Source organism: Microbacterium sp. Leaf151, from assembly GCF_001424225.1.
GTDB lineage: Bacteria > Actinomycetota > Actinomycetes > Actinomycetales > Microbacteriaceae > Microbacterium.
Genome location: NZ_LMOR01000004.1, coordinates 152404 through 169277, shown reverse-complemented (window position 1 = coordinate 169277; position 16874 = coordinate 152404). Strand labels below are relative to the sequence as shown.

At 70.5% G+C, this 16874-nt stretch carries 20 protein-coding genes and 1 tRNA gene; 15 read left to right on the top strand and 6 right to left on the bottom strand.

Going from position 1 to position 16874, the window contains the following annotated elements:
* Positions 1 to 19: 19 nt before the first annotated feature.
* The 14 genes from ASF76_RS11575 (at position 20) to ASF76_RS11510 (ending at position 12943) form a co-directional block, all read left to right on the top strand.
* Positions 20 to 667 carry a SatD family protein gene (locus ASF76_RS11575; protein WP_055957733.1) on the top strand — a complete coding sequence of 216 codons (648 nt, stop codon included), beginning with the start codon at positions 20 to 22 and terminating at the stop codon, positions 665 to 667.
* Positions 664 to 1374 carry a hypothetical protein gene (locus ASF76_RS11570; protein ID WP_055957730.1) on the top strand — a complete coding sequence of 237 codons (711 nt, stop codon included), beginning with the start codon at positions 664 to 666 and terminating at the stop codon, positions 1372 to 1374. The genes ASF76_RS11575 and ASF76_RS11570 overlap by 4 nt, the downstream gene beginning before the upstream one ends.
* A gap of 24 nt (positions 1375 to 1398) precedes the next feature.
* The gene (locus ASF76_RS11565; RefSeq protein ID WP_200936126.1) at positions 1399 to 1983 is read left to right on the top strand and encodes a putative glycolipid-binding domain-containing protein; all 585 of its coding nucleotides are present in this window, start codon (positions 1399 to 1401) and stop codon (positions 1981 to 1983) included.
* A 277-nt stretch (positions 1984 to 2260) separates the two neighbouring features.
* The gene (gene tyrS, locus ASF76_RS11560) at positions 2261 to 3574 is read left to right on the top strand and encodes a tyrosine--tRNA ligase (protein ID WP_055957727.1); all 1314 of its coding nucleotides are present in this window, start codon (positions 2261 to 2263) and stop codon (positions 3572 to 3574) included.
* Position 3575: 1 nt separating this feature from the next.
* The gene (locus tag ASF76_RS11555) at positions 3576 to 4376 is read left to right on the top strand and encodes a DUF4184 family protein (protein ID WP_055957724.1); all 801 of its coding nucleotides are present in this window, start codon (positions 3576 to 3578) and stop codon (positions 4374 to 4376) included.
* Between the two features lie 154 nt (positions 4377 to 4530).
* A complete protein-coding gene (locus ASF76_RS11550; protein ID WP_055957721.1) occupies positions 4531 to 5433 on the top strand; it encodes a ParA family protein in 903 nt (300 codons plus the stop codon).
* Entirely contained in the window at positions 5417 to 6289 is an 873-nt protein-coding gene (locus ASF76_RS11545; protein WP_055957717.1) for a segregation and condensation protein A, read from the top strand. Before ASF76_RS11550 ends, ASF76_RS11545 begins: the two co-directional genes overlap by 17 nt.
* Positions 6279 to 6926: an SMC-Scp complex subunit ScpB gene (gene scpB / locus ASF76_RS11540; protein WP_055957715.1), complete on the top strand. Its 648-nt coding sequence runs from the start codon at positions 6279 to 6281 to the stop codon at positions 6924 to 6926. The genes ASF76_RS11545 and scpB overlap by 11 nt, the downstream gene beginning before the upstream one ends.
* A complete protein-coding gene (locus ASF76_RS11535) occupies positions 6923 to 7732 on the top strand; it encodes a pseudouridine synthase (RefSeq protein WP_055957712.1) in 810 nt (269 codons plus the stop codon). Before scpB ends, ASF76_RS11535 begins: the two co-directional genes overlap by 4 nt.
* Positions 7733 to 7787: 55 nt before the next feature.
* Positions 7788 to 8921: a prephenate dehydrogenase gene (locus ASF76_RS11530; RefSeq protein WP_055957709.1), complete on the top strand. Its 1134-nt coding sequence runs from the start codon at positions 7788 to 7790 to the stop codon at positions 8919 to 8921.
* Complete coding sequence (gene cmk, locus ASF76_RS11525) at positions 8914 to 9684, top strand: (d)CMP kinase (RefSeq protein ID WP_082485027.1); 771 nt, start codon at positions 8914 to 8916, stop codon at positions 9682 to 9684. The genes ASF76_RS11530 and cmk overlap by 8 nt, the downstream gene beginning before the upstream one ends.
* Positions 9674 to 11197 (top strand): ribosome biogenesis GTPase Der, encoded by a 1524-nt coding sequence (gene der / locus ASF76_RS11520; RefSeq protein ID WP_055957703.1) that lies wholly within the window; start codon positions 9674 to 9676, stop codon positions 11195 to 11197. The genes cmk and der overlap by 11 nt, the downstream gene beginning before the upstream one ends.
* A 144-nt stretch (positions 11198 to 11341) precedes the next feature.
* On the top strand, positions 11342 to 11779 hold the full coding sequence (locus ASF76_RS11515; protein WP_055957701.1) for a DUF805 domain-containing protein: 438 nt from the start codon (positions 11342 to 11344) through the stop codon (positions 11777 to 11779).
* A gap of 261 nt (positions 11780 to 12040) precedes the next feature.
* Complete coding sequence (locus tag ASF76_RS11510) at positions 12041 to 12943, top strand: NUDIX domain-containing protein (protein WP_055957695.1); 903 nt, start codon at positions 12041 to 12043, stop codon at positions 12941 to 12943.
* Between the two features lie 126 nt (positions 12944 to 13069).
* Here ASF76_RS11510 and ASF76_RS11505 read toward each other — a convergent pair whose 3' ends face one another.
* The 3 genes from ASF76_RS11505 to ASF76_RS11495 form a co-directional block, all read right to left on the bottom strand.
* Entirely contained in the window at positions 13070 to 13861 is a 792-nt protein-coding gene (locus ASF76_RS11505; RefSeq protein ID WP_055957693.1) for a bestrophin-like domain, read from the bottom strand.
* Between the two features lie 75 nt (positions 13862 to 13936).
* The gene (locus ASF76_RS11500) at positions 13937 to 14320 is read right to left on the bottom strand and encodes an RNA-binding S4 domain-containing protein (protein WP_055957691.1); all 384 of its coding nucleotides are present in this window, start codon (positions 14318 to 14320) and stop codon (positions 13937 to 13939) included.
* Between the two features lie 127 nt (positions 14321 to 14447).
* Complete coding sequence (locus ASF76_RS11495) at positions 14448 to 15011, bottom strand: GNAT family N-acetyltransferase (protein ID WP_055960006.1); 564 nt, start codon at positions 15009 to 15011, stop codon at positions 14448 to 14450.
* 144 nt (positions 15012 to 15155) lie between these two features.
* Here ASF76_RS11495 and ASF76_RS11490 point away from each other — a divergent pair.
* A tRNA-Pro gene (locus ASF76_RS11490) sits at positions 15156 to 15229 on the top strand.
* A 56-nt stretch (positions 15230 to 15285) separates the two neighbouring features.
* Here ASF76_RS11490 and ASF76_RS11485 read toward each other — a convergent pair.
* Genes ASF76_RS11485 through ASF76_RS11475 form a run of 3 tightly spaced genes read right to left on the bottom strand, consistent with a single transcriptional unit; the run spans position 15286 to position 16870 of the window.
* Positions 15286 to 16014, bottom strand: a complete 729-nt coding sequence (locus ASF76_RS11485; RefSeq protein WP_235561295.1) for a tyrosine-type recombinase/integrase — start codon at positions 16012 to 16014, stop codon at positions 15286 to 15288.
* 53 nt (positions 16015 to 16067) lie between these two features.
* Entirely contained in the window at positions 16068 to 16430 is a 363-nt protein-coding gene (locus ASF76_RS11480; RefSeq protein ID WP_055957688.1) for a PIN domain-containing protein, read from the bottom strand.
* Positions 16430 to 16870 carry a helix-turn-helix domain-containing protein gene (locus tag ASF76_RS11475; RefSeq protein ID WP_055957685.1) on the bottom strand — a complete coding sequence of 147 codons (441 nt, stop codon included), beginning with the start codon at positions 16868 to 16870 and terminating at the stop codon, positions 16430 to 16432. Before ASF76_RS11475 ends, ASF76_RS11480 begins: the two co-directional genes overlap by 1 nt.
* Positions 16871 to 16874 lie beyond the last annotated feature (4 nt).

Genomic DNA, 16874 nt, shown 5'->3' with positions numbered 1-16874 from the left:
TAAGCGATAGGCTTATGTCGTGACCGTGGTCGTGATCGCCGACATCGTCGCCTCCCGGCGGCTGAGCGATCGCGCCGCCGCGCAGCACCGCCTCGCAGAGGTGGTCGAACAGGTCGGCGCCGATCTGCCGGTCGCCGTGCAGGCGCTGACGGCGACGGTCGGCGACGAACTCCAGGGCGAGTATGCCCGCCTCGACGACGCTCTCGCCTCGCTGCTGCTGGTGCGCCTGACCCTGCCCGACGACGTCGACTGCCGCTTCGGCGTGGGGGTGGGCGAGGTGCGCCCCATCGTGCTCGACGACCGCACCGTGCCCGAGGGGCCCGCGTGGTGGGCCGCGCGAACGGCCGTCGAGACCGTCGAGGGGATGCAGCAACGCGCCGCGCCGTTCGCGCGCACCTGGATCGCCGCGTCCGAGGGAGAGGATGCCGCCATGGCCGATACCGTCGCCGTCGCGAACGCGTATGCCCTCGCTCGCGACCAACTCGTCTCGGCGATGAGCGAGCGCACGCGCCGGCTCACCGCCGGGCGCTGCCTCGGATGGTCGCAGCGCGAACTCGCCGAACAGGAGGGCATCAGCCAGTCGGCGGTGTCGCAGGCGCTCGCCGCAGCCGGGTCGGCCGCGCTCGTCGAGGGCTTCGCCGTGCTCACGCGGAAGGGCCGCGCGTGATCGCGGCAGGTCTCCTTCTCCTCGCCGTCGGTGCGGTCGATCTGCTCCGTCAGATGATCCGCAGCCGCCGGTGGATCGCCTACGCGGTCGCCGCGGCACTGCTCATCGTCGCCGCGGCGGGTGTCAACGCCGTGATTGCGGGCCTGCTCGCGGTGGCCGTCGCCGCGATCTGGACGTGGGTCGTGCCCGAGCAGGGCCCCGCCCGTGCGGGGCTCTGGCCGGTCGCGCTGCTCGCGCTCGCCGCCGCCGCGTGCGTGGTGGTCGCCCCCGGCCGTGCGCGTCCCGGCATCCTGGGCGAGATGTGGGCCTCGTATCGCCCGACGGATGCCGTCTCGATCGACGTGGTCGTGCTGGTCGTGGGGTGCCTGGTGTTCCTGCTCGAGTCCGGCAACGCCGTGGTGCGCATCGCTCTGCGCTCGGAGATGGGCGCGGGCGAGACACCCGACGAGACGACGGCGCCGACGCTCAAGGGCGGCAGGCTGATCGGGCCGCTGGAGCGCATCCTCGTCTTCGCTCTGACGCTGGCAGGGGCGTACACGCTCATCGCCGCCGTGCTCGCCGCCAAGGGCATCGTGCGCTTCCCCGAGATCTCCCGCGACGGCGACGGTGGCGACCGCGCGGAGTATTTCCTCATCGGCAGCCTCGTGAGCTGGGTGACGGCGTTGGCGGCGGCGTTCCTCGTGGCGTGGGGTATCGCGCCCGGCTGAGCGCGAGGGCCGAGGAGGACGCAGATGGACCGGATGACGTCGCTCCCGGCGGCCGCGAGTTGGCGACACCACGGAACCCGAACCGGGTTCGAGGTGGCCTTCTTCGCGGCGACGCCCGGCGGGCATCGCCTCGCCGGTCGCACGACGGCCGACGACGGTGCATCGATGTGGTCGATCGACTATGCGGTGATCGTCGACCGCGCGTGGCGCACCCTCGAGGCGCGGGTATCGGCGTCGACCGCGTCCGGTGAGACGCACATGACGCTGACCCGTGACGACGTCAGCGGATGGAGCGTCGAGGGGGAGCCCCGACCGGAGCTGCACGGGTGCGTCGACATCGATTTCGAGTCGTCGGCGATGACGAACATGCTTCCCGTTCGCCGCCTCGAGATGATCGAGGGGGTGACCCGCGAGGTACCGGCCGCGTTCGTACGAGCGCCCGACCTGCGGGTCGAGCGCCTCGAGCAGCGGTACACCCTGATCGAGGCCGCCCCGGAACGCGTCGTCTTCCACTACGAATCGTCGACCTTCGACTTCGCGTGCGAGCTGGTCTACGACGGGGCCGGACTCGTGACGGGGTACCCCGGCATCGCCACGCGGCACGCGTGACCCCGCGGTGCGGTGGGCCGCGGCAGTCCGCAATGCGGTAGCCCGCGGTGTGGTGGGCGCGTGACCCCGCGGTGCGGTGGGCCGCGGCAGTCCGCGGTGCGCTGGCCCGCGGTGTGGTCGGCGCGTGACCCCGCGATGCGGTGGGCCGCGGCAGTCCGCGGTGCGGTGGGCCGCGGTGTGGTGGGGCCGCGGTGTGGGGGGCCCGCGGTGCGGCGGCCCGCGGTACGGGGACGCCGCGGCATCCGGAGCCCGACACCCCCGCTGATACCCTGAACCGGTGTCTGCCTCCCTCGACGCGGCGCCCGTGAGCGCCCTCGCACCTGCCAACGACCCGACCTTCGACAACGTCTGGGACGAGCTGGTGTATCGCGGACTCGTGCAGGTGTCGACCGACGAGGGCGAGCTGCGAGAGCTCCTCTCGGGCGACCCGATCGTGTACTACTGCGGATTCGACCCGACCGCACCGAGCTTGCACCTCGGAAACCTCGTGCAGCTGCTGACCATGCGTCGTCTGCAGCTCGCCGGTCACCGTCCGCTCGGTCTCGTCGGCGGTTCGACCGGTCTCGTCGGCGACCCGCGTCCGACGGCCGAGCGCACGCTCAACACCCGCGAGACCGTCGAGGAGTGGGTCGGCAAGCTCCGTGCCCAGGTCGAGCGTTTCCTCAGCTTCGAGGGTGAGAACGCCGCCCGCATCGTCAACAATCTCGACTGGACCGCCCCGCTGAGCGCCATCGACTTCCTCCGCGAGATCGGCAAGCATTTCCGCGTCGGCACGATGCTGAAGAAGGACGCCGTCAGTGCACGCCTGAACTCCGAGGCCGGGATCAGCTACACCGAGTTCAGCTACCAGATCCTCCAGGGCCTGGACTACCTCGAGCTGCACCGCCAGTACGGCTGCGTGCTGCAGACCGGCGGCAGCGACCAGTGGGGCAACCTCACCAGCGGTACCGACCTGGTCCGCAAGGTCGAGGGCGTCTCGGTGCACGCGATCGGTACGCCGCTGATCACCAACAGCGACGGCACGAAGTTCGGCAAGAGCGAGGGCAATGCCATCTGGCTGGATGCCGAGATGTGCAGCCCGTGGACGATGTACCAGTTCTGGCTCAACACCGACGACCGCGACGTCGTGGAGCGTATGAAGGTGTTCACGTTCCTCACGCGCGACGAGATCACCGCCTACGAGGCGCTCGTCGAGGCGGAGCCGTTCCGCCGCGCCGCGCAGAAGCGCCTCGCCCGCGAGGTGCTGACCACCGTGCACGGCGAGGACGCGACCGAGGCGGTCATCGCGGCGACCGAGGCGCTGTTCGGTCAGGGTGATGTGACGGCGCTGGATGCCGCCGTGCTCCGCACCGCGCTCGACGAACTGCCGCACGCGACCGTCGCCGCCGGCACCACCGTCGTCGAGGCCCTCACGGCCACGGGCCTGTCGAACAGCCTCAGCGACGCGCGTCGCGCGATCGCCCAGGGCGGTGTCTCGCTCGACGGCGAGAAGGTGACCGCCGACGATGCGATCGTCACGGGCGCGCTGCCGGGTGGGGTCTCGGTGCTGCGCCGCGGCAAGAAGACGCTCGCGGGGCTGTTCCTGAGCTGACATGCCGTTCACCGTCAGTCACGCGGTCGTCGCGCTGCCGTTCGTGCGCACACCGCTGGTGCCCGCCGCGATCGCCATCGGCGCGATGACACCCGATCTGCCGCTGTTCCTCCGCGGGATCGTGCCGCCGTACTCGGTGACCCATGACCTGAGGTGGCTTCCGGTGACGGTGGTCATGGCATTCGTGCTGCTCCTGGTGTGGCGCTGCGTGCTGCGTCCCGCCACCCGGGAGCTGGTGCCGCGGCCCGTCGCCGAACGACTGCCGGACGAATGGGATGCCGGTGCCCCGGCGGCCGCGAGGGAGACGCTGAGCGGGGGAGTCGTCGGCATCCTGTGGCTCGTGCTGTCGCTGGCGCTCGGGGTGATCACGCACGTCTCGTGGGACTTCTTCACGCACGAGGGTCGGGCGGGGGAGTCCCTGCTCCCGGCCCTCGAGCAGCAGTGGGGACCGCTGCCGGGCGTGAAGTGGTTGCAGTACGGGTCGGGGGTGTTCGGGCTCGCGGTGCTGGCGATCTTCGCGCTGCGGTGGCTGTCGCGGCGGACCGCGGGGCCCGTCGACCGCGTGTTTCCGGATGCCGTGCGCGTGGCCTGGTGGCTGTCGCTGCCCGCCGCGATGATCGTCGCGACCCTCGTCGCGCTCGTGGTCGAGGGGGGCTTCGGCGCCGACTACACCCCGACCCACCTCATCTACGGCGTGCTGGTGAAGGTCGCCGCCGCCTGGGGTGCGGCGACGCTGGTGCTCGCGCTCGCCGTGCAGGTGCGGCGGACGCGCACGCTCAGTGATTCGCGCAAAGTCAGCTGAGCGTCGCTGGTTCGGGCAGAGGTTGTGCGCATCGCGGAGGTTGTGTGCACGGGCCCCGCGCGTCGCGGTCCCTTCGACAGGCTCAGGGACCTGAGCCGGCGTCCGGCGCGTGCACCGGGCGGGGGAGCGGGCGGCGGCTAGACTCGACGACGTTATGACGAAGGCGGGAGACTCGGTGTCGGCGAGCACGAAGGGCACGAAAACGGGCGCGGACGAGGTCATCCTCGGACCCACCGGACGCCCCTACCACGGGTTCCCCACCCCGAAGCCGCTCGACGGACACGGTCCCGCCCGCATCATCGCGCTGTGCAACCAGAAGGGCGGCGTCGGTAAGACGACGACGACCATCAACCTGGCCGCCTCCCTCGCCGGCTACGGCCGTCGCGTGCTCGCGATCGACTTCGACCCGCAGGGCGCCCTGTCGGCGGGTCTCGGCATCCAGACGCACGACGTGCCCACCATCTACGACCTGCTGCTCGACACCAAGCGCGACCCGCGCGAGGTCATCGTGGCCACCCGCGTCGAGGGTCTCGACCTCCTACCGGCCAACATCGACCTGTCGGCGGCCGAGGTGCACCTGGTCAACGAGGTCGCGCGCGAGACGATCCTCGCCCGGGTGCTGCGCAAGGTGGCGGCCGACTACGACGTCATCCTCATCGACTGCCAGCCCTCGCTGGGGCTGCTCACAGTGAACGCGCTCACCGCGGCGCACGGCGTGCTGATCCCGCTCGAGTGCGAGTTCTTCGCCCTCCGCGGAGTGGCCCTGCTCGTCGAGACGATCGACAAGGTGCGCGATCGGCTGAACCCGGCCATCGAACTCGACGGCGTGCTCGCCACGATGTACGACCCCCGCACGCTCCACTCGCGCGAGGTGCTCGAGCGCGTGGTCGAGGCGTTCGGCGACGACGTGCTCGAGACGGTCATCGGCCGCACGGTGAAGTTCCCGGATGCCTCGGTCTCGGGCATGCCGATCACGGAGTTCGCGCCCGAGCACGCCGCCGCCCAGGCCTACCTGCGGCTGGCGCGGGAGCTGGTCGCCCGTGGCGCCGTCGCCTGACGACACCCTCGCCGACACGTCGGCCCCCGAGCGTGCGACCCGGGTCGCTGAGCCCGTCGAAGGGACCGCCGCGGCACCCGGCTTCCGCGTCACCCTTCCCGTCTTCGACGGACCGTTCGACCTGCTGCTCACCCTGATCTCGCGGGCGGAGCTCGACATCACCGAGGTCGCGCTCAGCCGCGTGACCGACGAGTTCATCGCGTACCTCCGCGCAATGGGTCCCGAGGGCGATCTCGACGAGGCCTCAGAGTTCCTCGTCGTCGCGGCGACTCTGCTCGACATGAAGATCGCCGGCCTCCTCCCACAGGGAGAACTCGTGGATGCCGAGTCGGTGGCGCTCCTGGAGGCGCGCGACCTGCTGTTCGCGCGTCTGCTGCAATATCGGGCGTTCCGAGAGGTGTCGGCGTGGTTCGCCCGCTGCCTGCAGCGCGAGGACCGGCGGCACACCCGCAGCGTGCGCCTCGACGAGAAGTACCGCAGCGCCGTGCCGGAGTTGAAGTGGACGCTCAGCGCCGACGATTTCGCCGCCCTTGCCGTGATGGCGTTCGCACCGAAGCAGATTCCGACGGTGGGCCTTGATCACCTGCACGCACCGCTCATCAGCATCCGCGAGCAGGCCGCCATCGTCGTCACCCTCCTCCGCTCGGCGGGCACCCTGAACTTCCGCGACCTCGTCGCCGGCGTCACCGAGACCGGCGTCGTCGTCGCGCGGTTCCTATCGATCCTCGAGCTGTACCGTCACGCCGCGCTGTCGTTCGAGCAGCTCGAACCGCTGGGGGAGCTGACCCTGCGCTGGACCGCTGAACGGTGGTCGGAAGACAACCTCGCCGCCCTCGGAGCCGACTATGACCGCTGACACCACCATCACCGCAGCCGAGCACGGCGACGACACCTCGCCCACGCCGGCCACGAGCCTCGCCTCGCGCCCGAGCGACACGGCATCCGTCGCCCGTCGTCTCGAGGCGATCCTGCTCGTCATCGACGAACCCCAGAGCCTGGTGAGCCTCGCGACGGCGGTGGCGGCGCCCGTGCCCGCCGTCCGCCAGGCGATCGAGGCGCTTGTCGCCGACTACGACGGTGAGACCGGCGGCCCACGTCGGGGCTTCGAGCTGCGCGAGGTCGGGGGCGGGTGGCGCCTCTACGTCCGAGAGGAACACGACGATGTCGTGGCCGAGTTCGTGAACACCCAGGCCCCCTCGCGCCTGTCGCAGGCGGCGCTGGAGACCCTGGCCGTCATCGCGTACAAGCAGCCCGTCACGCGCGGGCAGGTGGCATCCATCCGCGCCGTGAACGTGGACTCGGTCGTTCGGACCCTGCTCTCGCGCGGGCTGATCACCGAGGTGTTCACCGACCCCGACACGGGCGCCATCCACTACGGGACCACCAACCAGCTGCTGGTCAACCTCGGCATCAACTCGCTCGACGAGCTGCCGCACATCTCGCCGTTGCTCGACGACGGCTCGGACGGATTCGACGGAGAGGTCCCGAAATGAGTGACACGACAGGTTCAGCGACCGGGGGCGAAGGCCCAGCGAGCGGAGGGTCGGCCAGCGACGACGGCATCCGCCTGCAGAAGGTGCTCGCCAATCGGGGAGTGGCCTCGCGCCGCGTCGCCGAGCAGATGATCGTCGAGGGCCGCGTGCGGGTGAACGGCCTCGTCGTCACCGAGCTCGGTCGCCGCATCCACCCCGAGACCGACCTCGTCGACGTCGACGGTACGGCGATCCAGCTCGACGAGTCCAAGCGCTACGTCATCCTGAACAAGCCCACCGGCGTCGTGAGCTCGATGAGCGACGACCGAGGCCGCCCCGACCTGCGCCAGTTCACGACGGACTGGGACGAGCGCCTGTACAACGTGGGGCGATTGGATGCCGACACCTCGGGCCTGCTCGTGCTCACGAACGACGGCGACCTCGCGCACGTGCTCGCCCACCCGAAGTTCGGGGTGACGAAGGTGTACATCGCCAAGGTCGAGGGTCAGGTGCTGCCGCAGACCATCCAGCGGTTGATCCATGGCGTGGAGCTGGAAGACGGACGGATCGCGACCGACAAGGCGCGGCTGCTCGACTCCTCGCGCGGGGAGAGCCTGGTGGAGCTGACGCTGCACTCGGGCAAGAACCGCATCGTCCGGCGGTTGATGGCGGAGGTCGGCCATCCCGTCGTCGAGCTCGTGCGGCGGCAGTTCGGACCCCTGCACCTGGGAACTCTCCCGGTGGGAGCCGCGCGCGAGTTGACTACAGTAGAACGTGGTGCCCTGCTGACGCTGTCTCGTCGAGACGGCGACACTCCGACGGAGTGAGCCTCCGGGGCGTCTTGCGGCGCCTGGCGCACCGCACAGGGCAGCAGGAGACCCGATGAGCGAACCGAACGGAACGTCCGCGCGCGCGGCCGGTCCTTTGGCGACCCGCACGAGCGGCAGCGTCCGCATCGTCGGCTCCGGTCTGCTCGGCGCGAGCATCGGCCACGCACTCATGGCCCGCGGGGTCGATGTGGTGCTGGTCGACGCGTCTCCGTCGCAGTTGCGCCTCGCGATCGACTACGGCGCGGGCCGCGCCGAGCGTCCCGACGACGCTCCGTCGCTCATCGTGGTGGCGGTGCCGCCCGACGTCACGGCCGACGTCGTGCAACGCGAGCTCGGGGCGTACCCGGATGCCGTGGTCACCGACGTCGCGAGCGTCAAGCTCGAGCCGCTGCGCACCCTTCGCCGGCGCGGTGTCGATCTGACGCACTACATCGGTTCGCACCCCATGGCCGGCCGCGAGCGCGGGGGAGCGATCTCGGCCCGCGCCGACATCTTCGTCGGACGCCCGTGGGTGGTGTGTCGCGATGGTGAGACCTCCGCGCACGACCTCTCGCTCGTCGAGGGTCTCGCGCTCGACCTCGGCGCGACCCTCATCGAGATGACGCCCGAGGAGCACGACGAGTCGGTGGCTCTCATGTCGCACGTCCCGCAGCTGGTGGCGAGCCTGCTCGCCGGCCGCTTCGTCGAGACGCCCGACGGCTCGCTGCGTCTCGCAGGTCAAGGGGTGCGTGACACCACGCGCATCGCGGCATCCGCTCCCGAGTTGTGGGTGCAGATCCTCGGTGCGAACGCCGCTCCCGTGGTCGAGGTGCTCGACCAGCTGGCCGCCGATCTCGGCGACGTCGCCGACGCCCTGCGCGACCCCGAAGCGCCGGGGGCCCGCCGCGCGATCGCCGACACCATCCGCCGCGGAAACGAGGGCGTGGAGCGCCTCCCCGGCAAGCACGGCCAGAACCGCCGTTTCGACACCTTCGTCGTCATGATCGACGACACCTCCGGCCAGCTGGGTCGCCTTTTCGGCGAACTCGGCGACCTCGACGTCAACGTCGAAGACCTGCGCCTCGAGCACTCGCCCGGAGCCCCCTTCGGCCTCGCCGAGATCAGCGTCGTCCCCGACGCGGTCCGCCGGGCCGTCGACGGGCTGCAGCAGCGCGGATGGCGGATTGCGAGCACCACCCATGACTGAATCCACCCCCACCATCTTCCGGTCGGGCGTCGCGGCGCCGGTCACGACGCCGGTCGGCGGCTCCGCGCCCGAGGGCTCGGCATCCGCTCCGGTCGTCATCGCGATCGACGGCCCCGCCGGCAGCGGCAAGTCGAGCGTCTCGAAGGCGACGGCGGTGCGGCTCGGCTACGGCTTCCTCGACACCGGCGCCGCCTACCGGGCCCTCGCGTGGCACGCGCTCCAGCACGGGGCTGACACCTCCGACGCCACGGCCGTGCTCGAAGTGTTCGGCGACTTCGACTACGCCATCTCGCTCGACACGGCCCACCGCTGGGTGCGCGTCGGCGACGTCGACGTGACGACGGCGATCCGAGAGCCCCGGGTCACCGACGCCGTCAGCGGTGTGGCGCGTGTCGCGCCGGTGCGCAAAGCGGTGAACGAGCTGTTCCGCCGGCTCGTGGCATCCGCCGCCGTGTCGGGCGTCGTCGTCGAGGGCCGCGACATCACCACTGTCGTGTTCCCCGACGCGCCCGTGCGCATCCTGCTGACCGCGGCTCCCGAGGTGCGAGCCGCCCGGCGCAGTGCCGAGCTGACCGATCAGGATGCCGCCAAAGTCGCCGCAGCGCTCCACCGCCGCGACGCCGCCGATTCCACGGTCGTCGACTTCCTCACCGCCGCCCCCGGCGTCGAGGTCGTCGATTCGACTCACTTGAATTTCGAACAGACCGTCGACGCCGTGCTGAGCGTCGTCGAGACCACGATGGGAGCCCGCGATGGGCGTTGAAGACGAGTACGAAGGCGGGCCCGACCAGCTCGCCGAGAAGATGGAGCAGCTCGACGAGGTGCTCGCCGAACAGCGGGCCGAAGCGCTGCGCGCGGGGTTGGAGGACTTCGACCTCGACGAAGAAGACGCCGAACTCCTCGCCGGTCTCGCCTCGGGCGAGGGGGCGATCGAGTTCCTGCCCGCGCTGCCGGTGGTCGCGATCGTCGGCCGCCCGAACGTCGGCAAGTCCGCGCTGGTCAACCGCATCCTCGGTCGCCGTGAGGCCGTCGTGGAGGACACCCCGGGTGTCACGCGCGACCGCGTCACGTACAAGGCCGAGTGGCTCGACCGCCGCTTCTCGCTGGTCGACACCGGCGGCTGGGAGCCCGACGCGAAGGGCATCGACCGTTCGGTCGCCGCCCAGGCCGAGGTCGCGATCGATCTCGCCGACATCGTGCTCTTCGTGGTGGATGCCACGGTGGGGGCGACCTCGACCGACGAGCACGTCGTGAAGTTGCTGCGCAAGAGCGGCAAGCCGGTGTTCCTCATCGCCAACAAGGTCGACGACGCCCGCCACGAGCCCGAGGCCGCAGCCCTGTGGAACCTCGGCCTCGGCGAGCCGCACCCCGTCTCGGCCATCCACGGTCGCGGCGTGGCCGACCTGCTCGACGAGATCATGAAGGTGCTGCCCGAGATCTCGGCCGTGGCGCGGTACGAGATCGGCGGACCGCGTCGCGTGGCGATCCTCGGTCGCCCGAACGTCGGCAAGTCGTCGCTGCTCAACAAGGCCGCCGGCGAAGAGCGCGTCGTCGTCAACGAGCTCGCCGGCACCACGCGCGATCCCGTCGACGAGGTCGTCGAGCTCGGCGGCAAGCTCTGGACCCTGGTCGACACCGCCGGCATCCGCCGCCGGGTGCACCTGTCGCAGGGCGCCGACTTCTACGCCTCCCTCCGCACCTCCACGGCGCTCGAGAAGAGCGAGGTCGCCGTCGTCGTGATCGACGTGTCGCAGCCGATCAGCGTGCAGGACCTCAACATCATCGACCTCGTGCTCGAGTCGGGCCGTGCGCTCGTGCTGGCGTTCAACAAGTGGGACCGCCTGAACGACGACGACATGGAGAACCAGGACCGTCGCCGCTACCTCGAGCGCGAGATCGAGCAAGACCTCGCGCACGTCGCGTGGGCCCCGCGCGTGAACATCTCGGCGCGCACCGGCCGTCACCTCGACAAGCTGGTGCCCGCTCTCGAGCAGGCGCTGGAGTCGTGGGACACCCGCATCCCCACCGGCAAGTTCAACGCGTTCCTCTCGGAGCTCGTCGCCGAGCACCCGCACCCGCTGCGCGGCGGCAAGCAGCCCCGCATCCTGTTCGGTACGCAGGCGGCGACGCGTCCGCCGACGTTCGTGCTGTTCACGACCGGGTTCCTCGACCCCGGCTACCGCCGGTTCATCCAGCGGCGCCTGCGCGAGATCTACGGCTTCGAGGGCACCCCGATCGTGCTCAACATGCGCATCCGCGAGAAGCGCCAGCGCTGACCCGCGTCGCGAACGCCCCGGTTCCCTCGAAGGGAGTCGGGGCGTTCGCGCGTGAGCGCAAGGGCACGGGGCGGATGCCGAGACCTCGGTACAGTCGGGCCACGGAGCCGCCGCGGCATCCGGGATCCGCACGGGAGACATCTCATGAGCCACGTCGAACCACCCCTCGACCAGCCGTACTACGGCGCACCCCTCGGTGCGGCCGTGCGCCGCTTCTTCGCGAAATACGCCACGTTCTCGGGCCGAGCGAGCCGCAGCGAGTACTGGTGGTGGGTTCTCGTGGGTGCCGTCGTCGGCACCGTGCTGAACGCCCTGCCGACGCTCACCGACGGCATCCGCATCGAAGCCGACGGGTCGGCGACGATCACGGGCCCCCTCGGCGTCATCCTCGGCCTGGTTTGGCTCGTCTGGGCCGTGGGCACGTTCCTTCCGACGCTGGCCGTGCTCGTGCGCCGGCTGCATGACACCGGCCGCAGCGGTTTCTGGGTGTTCATCGGGCTCGTGCCCCTGATCGGCATCCTGGTGCTCGTCGTCTTCACGGTGCTCGGGCCGCGTCCCGAGGGCGCGCGGTTCGATCGGTGAGGTGCGACGCCGCAGCCGGGGTCTCTGCGAGCGGGTCGGGGTGACGGCGCCGGTCGACGCCTCAGCCCGTGCATGTGCCGGCGGGCAGGGGGCTCGTGCCGGCACGCCTGCGCGGGTCTGCGCGGCGCGATGTGACGTTCGTCGACGCCCGCGCGGTGCGGCTGTGCGAAGGCCTCGGGCCGGCACACCCGCGCGGGTCTACGCGGCGCGATGTGACGTTCGCCGACGCCCGCGCGGTGCGGGTGTGCGAGGCTGAGAGCGATGACCATCGAGCCTCCCGCCCCGGGTGAACCGCGGCGTCCGCACGGTCCCCGCGACCCCGGCGACGCGTGGGTCGTCGCGCCCACCGGCGAGAAGTATTGGGGCCGTTTCGGCGCGTCGGGCCTATTAGCCCTCGACGCCGAACGGGGTGTGCTGCTGCAGCATCGCGTGTCGTGGAGCCACTTCGGTGACACGTGGGCGCTTCCCGGCGGCGCGCGGCACGAGGGCGAGTCAGCGCGCGACGGCGCTCTTCGCGAGTCCGGCGAAGAGGCGGGCGTGCCCGAGGATGCCGTGCAGGCCCGTTTCGAGAGCGTGCTCGACCTCGGCATCTGGTCGTACACGACGCTCGTCGCCGATGTCACTTCACCGTTCGAGCCGGTGATCAGCGACCCGGAGAGCGTCGCGCTGGCGTGGGTCCCCGTCGACGAGGTCGACGCGCTTCCGCTGCATCCGGGATTCGCGTCCGCGTGGCCCGCACTCCGGGCGGCGCTGGAGGCGCGCCCCGCGATCCTCGTCGACGCGGCGAACGTCGTGGGCTCGGTGCCCGACGGGTGGTGGAAGGACCGCGCGGGAGCCGCCGGCCGCCTGCTCACGCGCCTGTCCGCCCTGGCCGAAGGGGGAGTGGATGCCGAGGAGCTGGGGCTCCCGGCCACGCGCTGGTTCCCCTTCGTCGGCGCCGTGCTCGAGGGCGAGGCGCGTGCGGCCGAGATCGATCACGACGGTGTGGCGGTGTGGCGGGCACCCGCGTCGGGCGACGATCGGATCGTGGCCGTGACGGAGGACCTGGTGGCGACGTGGAACCCGGTCGTCGTGGTCACCAGCGACCGCGGCCTGGCGGCGCGGGTCGAGGCCCTCGGCGCGACGGTGCGCGGTGCGGGTTGGCTGCGCGACCAGCTCGGCTGACGGGCGAAGCTGCCTCGGCCGGCATATGGACCGGCTTGGCTGAGGTGAGACGTCGCCTTGGCCTGACCGCAGGGATGGGTTTGGCTGACGAGGGATGCTGTCTCGGCCGGCTGCATAGACTGCGGCCTAAGGCGACTGCAGGAACAACCCGGTGAGCAGCTCGCGGAAATGCTCCGGCGTCACCGCGATCGGCCCCGAATAGACGTGGTCGAAGCCGGCGATCGAATAGACCAGGATCGCCAGGAACGTCGAGATCAGCCCGCTCATGAGCAGGTGGATGCGCAGGTCTCTGACCTCGATCAGGGCGAGCAGCACCGCGTTCAACAGCGCTCCCACGCCAATGACGATCCACAACATCCACGGCAGCGACAAGTGTGTCAGCGAGATGCGCTCGCGTCGGTCGGTGATGAAGGTGTTGAAGGCGCCGATGGTCTGAGACTTCGCCACGACATCGGAGTCGGTCGCGGGTTCGAAGTCGGCGATGGCCCGCTGGATGGCCGTGACGTGTTCGTCGGTGGTCTCGGGGGTGATCTGCTGCTCCTGCAGGGGCCAGTCCTCGGTGATCACGGCGTTCGTGTAGGCGACCAGGGCGTCCTTGAGCTCGGATGACGCGGGCTCGCTCAGGAACGCCGCATCACGGTAGAGGACGGCGACCGAGGAGGACTCTTTGACCACGACGCTGTTCACGAGGGCGAAGTTGCCGTACGCGCCGGCGGCGATGAGGCCCAGCGTCACGCCGTAGATGATGCCGTAGGCGCCGACCGCGTAGCTGAGCACCCGGTCCCACTCGCCCCGGCCCGCGGACGCCCTGCGCACCCATCCGCGGAGGGCGAGGACCAGCAGGCTCGACACGGCGACGACCACGAGGACGAAGATGGGGAGTCCCACCCAGATCGGCAGGTCGAAGAACGACGGCATCGGGTTCCTTCCGAACGATGAAGGAAATCATGACAGAAGGTCTGCAGCCGGGGGCGCCCCTCGCGGCTCGAGAAGTCAGTCCAGCTCGCGCCCGCGCAGCTTCTCGATCTCGCGACGGTCGCGTTTGGTGGGTCGCCCGGCGCCACGGTCGCGGACGGGCACGAACGGCATGCTCTCCTTCGACGGCGGTGGGGGAGTACGGTCGTCGACCGATTCGGCGACGAGGGCCGCGCCGACGCGCTTCGCGATGGTCTTCTTCACGACGAGGATGCGGTCGAACCCCTGGATCCGCACTCGCAGCTCATCGCCCGGCCGGACGGGTTGCGCGGCCTTGGCCCGCTCGCCGTTGACGCGCACGTGTCCGGCGCGGCACGCCGTCGTCGCCGCTGAGCGGGTCTTGTAGACGCGGATCGCCCACAGCCACGCGTCGACGCGCGCGGTGGTGCTGGCATCCGTCATGTGGGGTCCCCGTTCGGCGAACCTCCATCGTAAGACGGCCGGTCAGTCGCGGAGGGTCAGGGAGACGAGCGCGGGGTCGGTTTCGCTTGGCCGGCCAGGGGCAAACCGGCCGGTCAATCGCGGAGGGTCAGCGCGACGAGGCGCGGTCGGGTTTCGGTCGGTCGACCACTGTGAACTCCGCCGCCTCGAAGACGGGCAGGATGCCGCGGAACAGCTGATTGGACGACCTCTTCGCCGCGGCGGGGTCGAGCGGATAGCCCTCGACCACGCGGGCGCCTCCCTCGCGGGCGGTGGCGACCGCGGCATCCAGGAGTCGGGCCGTCAGGCCCTTCTTGCGATGCTCCGTGCGGACGACGAAGCACGAGACGGCCCAGACGTCGTCGTCGTCGAGCGGTTCTTCGGTGGATGCCGTGACGTCGCGGGTGCGCGTCAGGCGCGGCTGCGCGGTGCGCGGCCCGACCCGTACCCAGCCCGCGGGCTCGCCGTCGACGTAGGCGATGAGTCCGGGTGGGCGGTGCCCCTCGAGCTCGGTGCGGAACATCTGGGTGCGGTCGTCGATGGAGGCGTCTTTCCACGGGCCGTTCGGCAGGAGCCACCACTGGCACTGGCATTCGGGGCCGTCGCCGCTGTCGAGCGCGATCTCGGCGTCATCGAATCGGTCACCGGTGGCGGGGAGGATCTCGATCGTCATGTCCGAGACCGTAGCGAGGGGGTCCGACATTGGCAATGCTCCGGCCCGCCCGATCTCGTCTGGCCCGCACACGCCCGGGGCGCCGCTGGTTCGCGAGACGCCCACGGAGCGGCTAAGATAGACGAGTTGCCCGCTCGCGGGTAACGGGATGTGGCGCAGCTTGGTAGCGCACTTGACTGGGGGTCAAGGGGTCGCAGGTTCAAATCCTGTCATCCCGACAAAAAGCCCTGGTGAGAGGCAACTTTCACCAGGGCTTCGTCGTTTCTGGGAGTGGTCACTGGCTGGTCCACTCGCTCGGGCTGCTCGATCCGGCCGCCGCCGAAGTGGACCAATCCCGTTCGGCGTTCTCGCCCGCGAAGTGCACCAGAAGGTGCCCGCGGAGTGGACCAGAATCCGGGCAGGACGGTGCTCCGGCCCTCTCTTGGAGGGTCGGAGCGTGGGTTCGCGGGCGGTCACAGGCGGGGTCCGTCGCGGCGGGTGGTGTCCCCTCTGGTGGGGGCTGTGAAGAGGAACTGGTTGGCTTGTCTGGCGGCTCGGCGAGGTGTCGATGGTCGGGGTGCAGGTAGCCCTTGGTGGTCTCGATCGACTGGTGCCCGAGGATCTCTTGGAGCACGTGCAGGGCTAATCCGGCGTCGGCCATCCAGGTCGCTCCGGTGTGGCGCAGCCCGTGCCGGGTGAGGTTGTCGAACCCGAGCTTTGCCACCAGGTCGTCCCAGTGCGTCGCGTCGCGGACGGTGGCGGTGGCAAGGACGCCACCGCGCGGCCCGCGCAGGAGCGGATCGTCGAGCGCCTTGCCTTCGGTGAGACGTTCGAGGGTGGGTTCGAGCGCGTCGAGCATCGGCACGGGGCGGTTTCTGCGGCCTTTGGTCTGCTTGACGACGAGGCCGCCTCTGCCGGGGTAGTGCTGTCGTCTGATCCAGACGATGCGGTTGCCCCAGTCCACGTCCCCGGCCCGCATCCCTGCGACTTCGGAGCCGCGGGCGGCGAGGAGGGCGGCGAGCATGACGTGATCGGAATACGACTGGTGCACCTTCCCGCACGCGTCCGCGAGCTTCTTCAACGTCGGAACCGGTCGGCGGGGAAGTCGCGGACGTTGCGGATGGGGATCACCGGGGCTTCGGCGTGGATCGTGGCGGCCAGCACGTGCCGGTCGTCGACGTCGGGGAGGTCGAGCTGGTCGATCAGGGGCTCGTAGCCGGTCACGGTCACGTCGCGGATCGCGTCGTTCATCAGGCGGCGGGTTCGATCCAGCCGCACGGGGTCGAGGTCTGGTTGGTTCGCGCGCAGGTTGCGGAACACTTCATCGAGGGTCTGCTTGGTCCACTTCGGTTGTACCAGCCGGGCAAGTCCGACGCGAATCAGTCCGTCCGGCAGGGTGGATGGGTAGAGCACCTTGGCGTCGTAGACGACGACCTGCATCAGGCGAATCCGAGCTCGCGAGTCTCCGCGGTCAGCGCATCAGCAGCAGCGTGGCGTCGCTTGTCGTCTTCACGCAGGTAGCGGACCAGTGACGCCGCCTTGACACGACGGTGCGTGCCTACCGTGCGGTACTCGATCTGTCCCGCGTCGAGCAAGCCGATCAGGAACGGGCGCGATACATGCAGCGCATCGACGGCCTGCTGGGTCGTCAGCGCCGCTTGCGAGGGAAGAACGGTCACGCCCTCGCCGTGCGCGAAGCTGTCGAGCACCTGCGCCAGCGCGGCGAGCGCAGACCGGGGAACCTCCAACTCGCCGACCTGCCCAGCCAGGCGTAGTCGCACCGGGCCCTCGGCGTCGAGTGCGGCGTCGAGCCCGCGCAGAGCGGAGGCCGCCAACTCAGTGTCTGCCGACTCGGGAACCAGAGTCGCTATGTCGCTCATCAGC

What these genes read in the sequence shown, in the direction of transcription:
- ASF76_RS11565 (WP_200936126.1), top strand. Translation starts at nt 1,399, where the DNA reads ATGGACCGGATGACGTCGCTCCCGGCGGCCGCGAGTTGGCGACACCAC.
- ASF76_RS11555 (WP_055957724.1), top strand. Translation starts at nt 3,576, where the DNA reads ATGCCGTTCACCGTCAGTCACGCGGTCGTCGCGCTGCCGTTCGTGCGC.
- ASF76_RS11550 (WP_055957721.1), top strand. Translation starts at nt 4,531, where the DNA reads ATGACGAAGGCGGGAGACTCGGTGTCGGCGAGCACGAAGGGCACGAAA.
- scpB (WP_055957715.1), top strand. Translation starts at nt 6,279, where the DNA reads ATGACCGCTGACACCACCATCACCGCAGCCGAGCACGGCGACGACACC.
- ASF76_RS11535 (WP_055957712.1), top strand. Translation starts at nt 6,923, where the DNA reads ATGAGTGACACGACAGGTTCAGCGACCGGGGGCGAAGGCCCAGCGAGC.
- ASF76_RS11530 (WP_055957709.1), top strand. Translation starts at nt 7,788, where the DNA reads ATGAGCGAACCGAACGGAACGTCCGCGCGCGCGGCCGGTCCTTTGGCG.
- cmk (WP_082485027.1), top strand. Translation starts at nt 8,914, where the DNA reads ATGACTGAATCCACCCCCACCATCTTCCGGTCGGGCGTCGCGGCGCCG.
- der (WP_055957703.1), top strand. Translation starts at nt 9,674, where the DNA reads ATGGGCGTTGAAGACGAGTACGAAGGCGGGCCCGACCAGCTCGCCGAG.
- ASF76_RS11515 (WP_055957701.1), top strand. Translation starts at nt 11,342, where the DNA reads ATGAGCCACGTCGAACCACCCCTCGACCAGCCGTACTACGGCGCACCC.
- ASF76_RS11510 (WP_055957695.1), top strand. Translation starts at nt 12,041, where the DNA reads ATGACCATCGAGCCTCCCGCCCCGGGTGAACCGCGGCGTCCGCACGGT.
- ASF76_RS11505 (WP_055957693.1), bottom strand. Translation starts at nt 13,861, where the DNA reads ATGCCGTCGTTCTTCGACCTGCCGATCTGGGTGGGACTCCCCATCTTC.
- ASF76_RS11500 (WP_055957691.1), bottom strand. Translation starts at nt 14,320, where the DNA reads ATGACGGATGCCAGCACCACCGCGCGCGTCGACGCGTGGCTGTGGGCG.
- ASF76_RS11495 (WP_055960006.1), bottom strand. Translation starts at nt 15,011, where the DNA reads ATGACGATCGAGATCCTCCCCGCCACCGGTGACCGATTCGATGACGCC.
- ASF76_RS11485 (WP_235561295.1), bottom strand. Translation starts at nt 16,014, where the DNA reads ATGCTCGCCGCCCTCCTCGCCGCCCGCGGCTCCGAAGTCGCAGGGATG.
- ASF76_RS11480 (WP_055957688.1), bottom strand. Translation starts at nt 16,430, where the DNA reads ATGCAGGTCGTCGTCTACGACGCCAAGGTGCTCTACCCATCCACCCTG.
- ASF76_RS11475 (WP_055957685.1), bottom strand. Translation starts at nt 16,870, where the DNA reads ATGAGCGACATAGCGACTCTGGTTCCCGAGTCGGCAGACACTGAGTTG.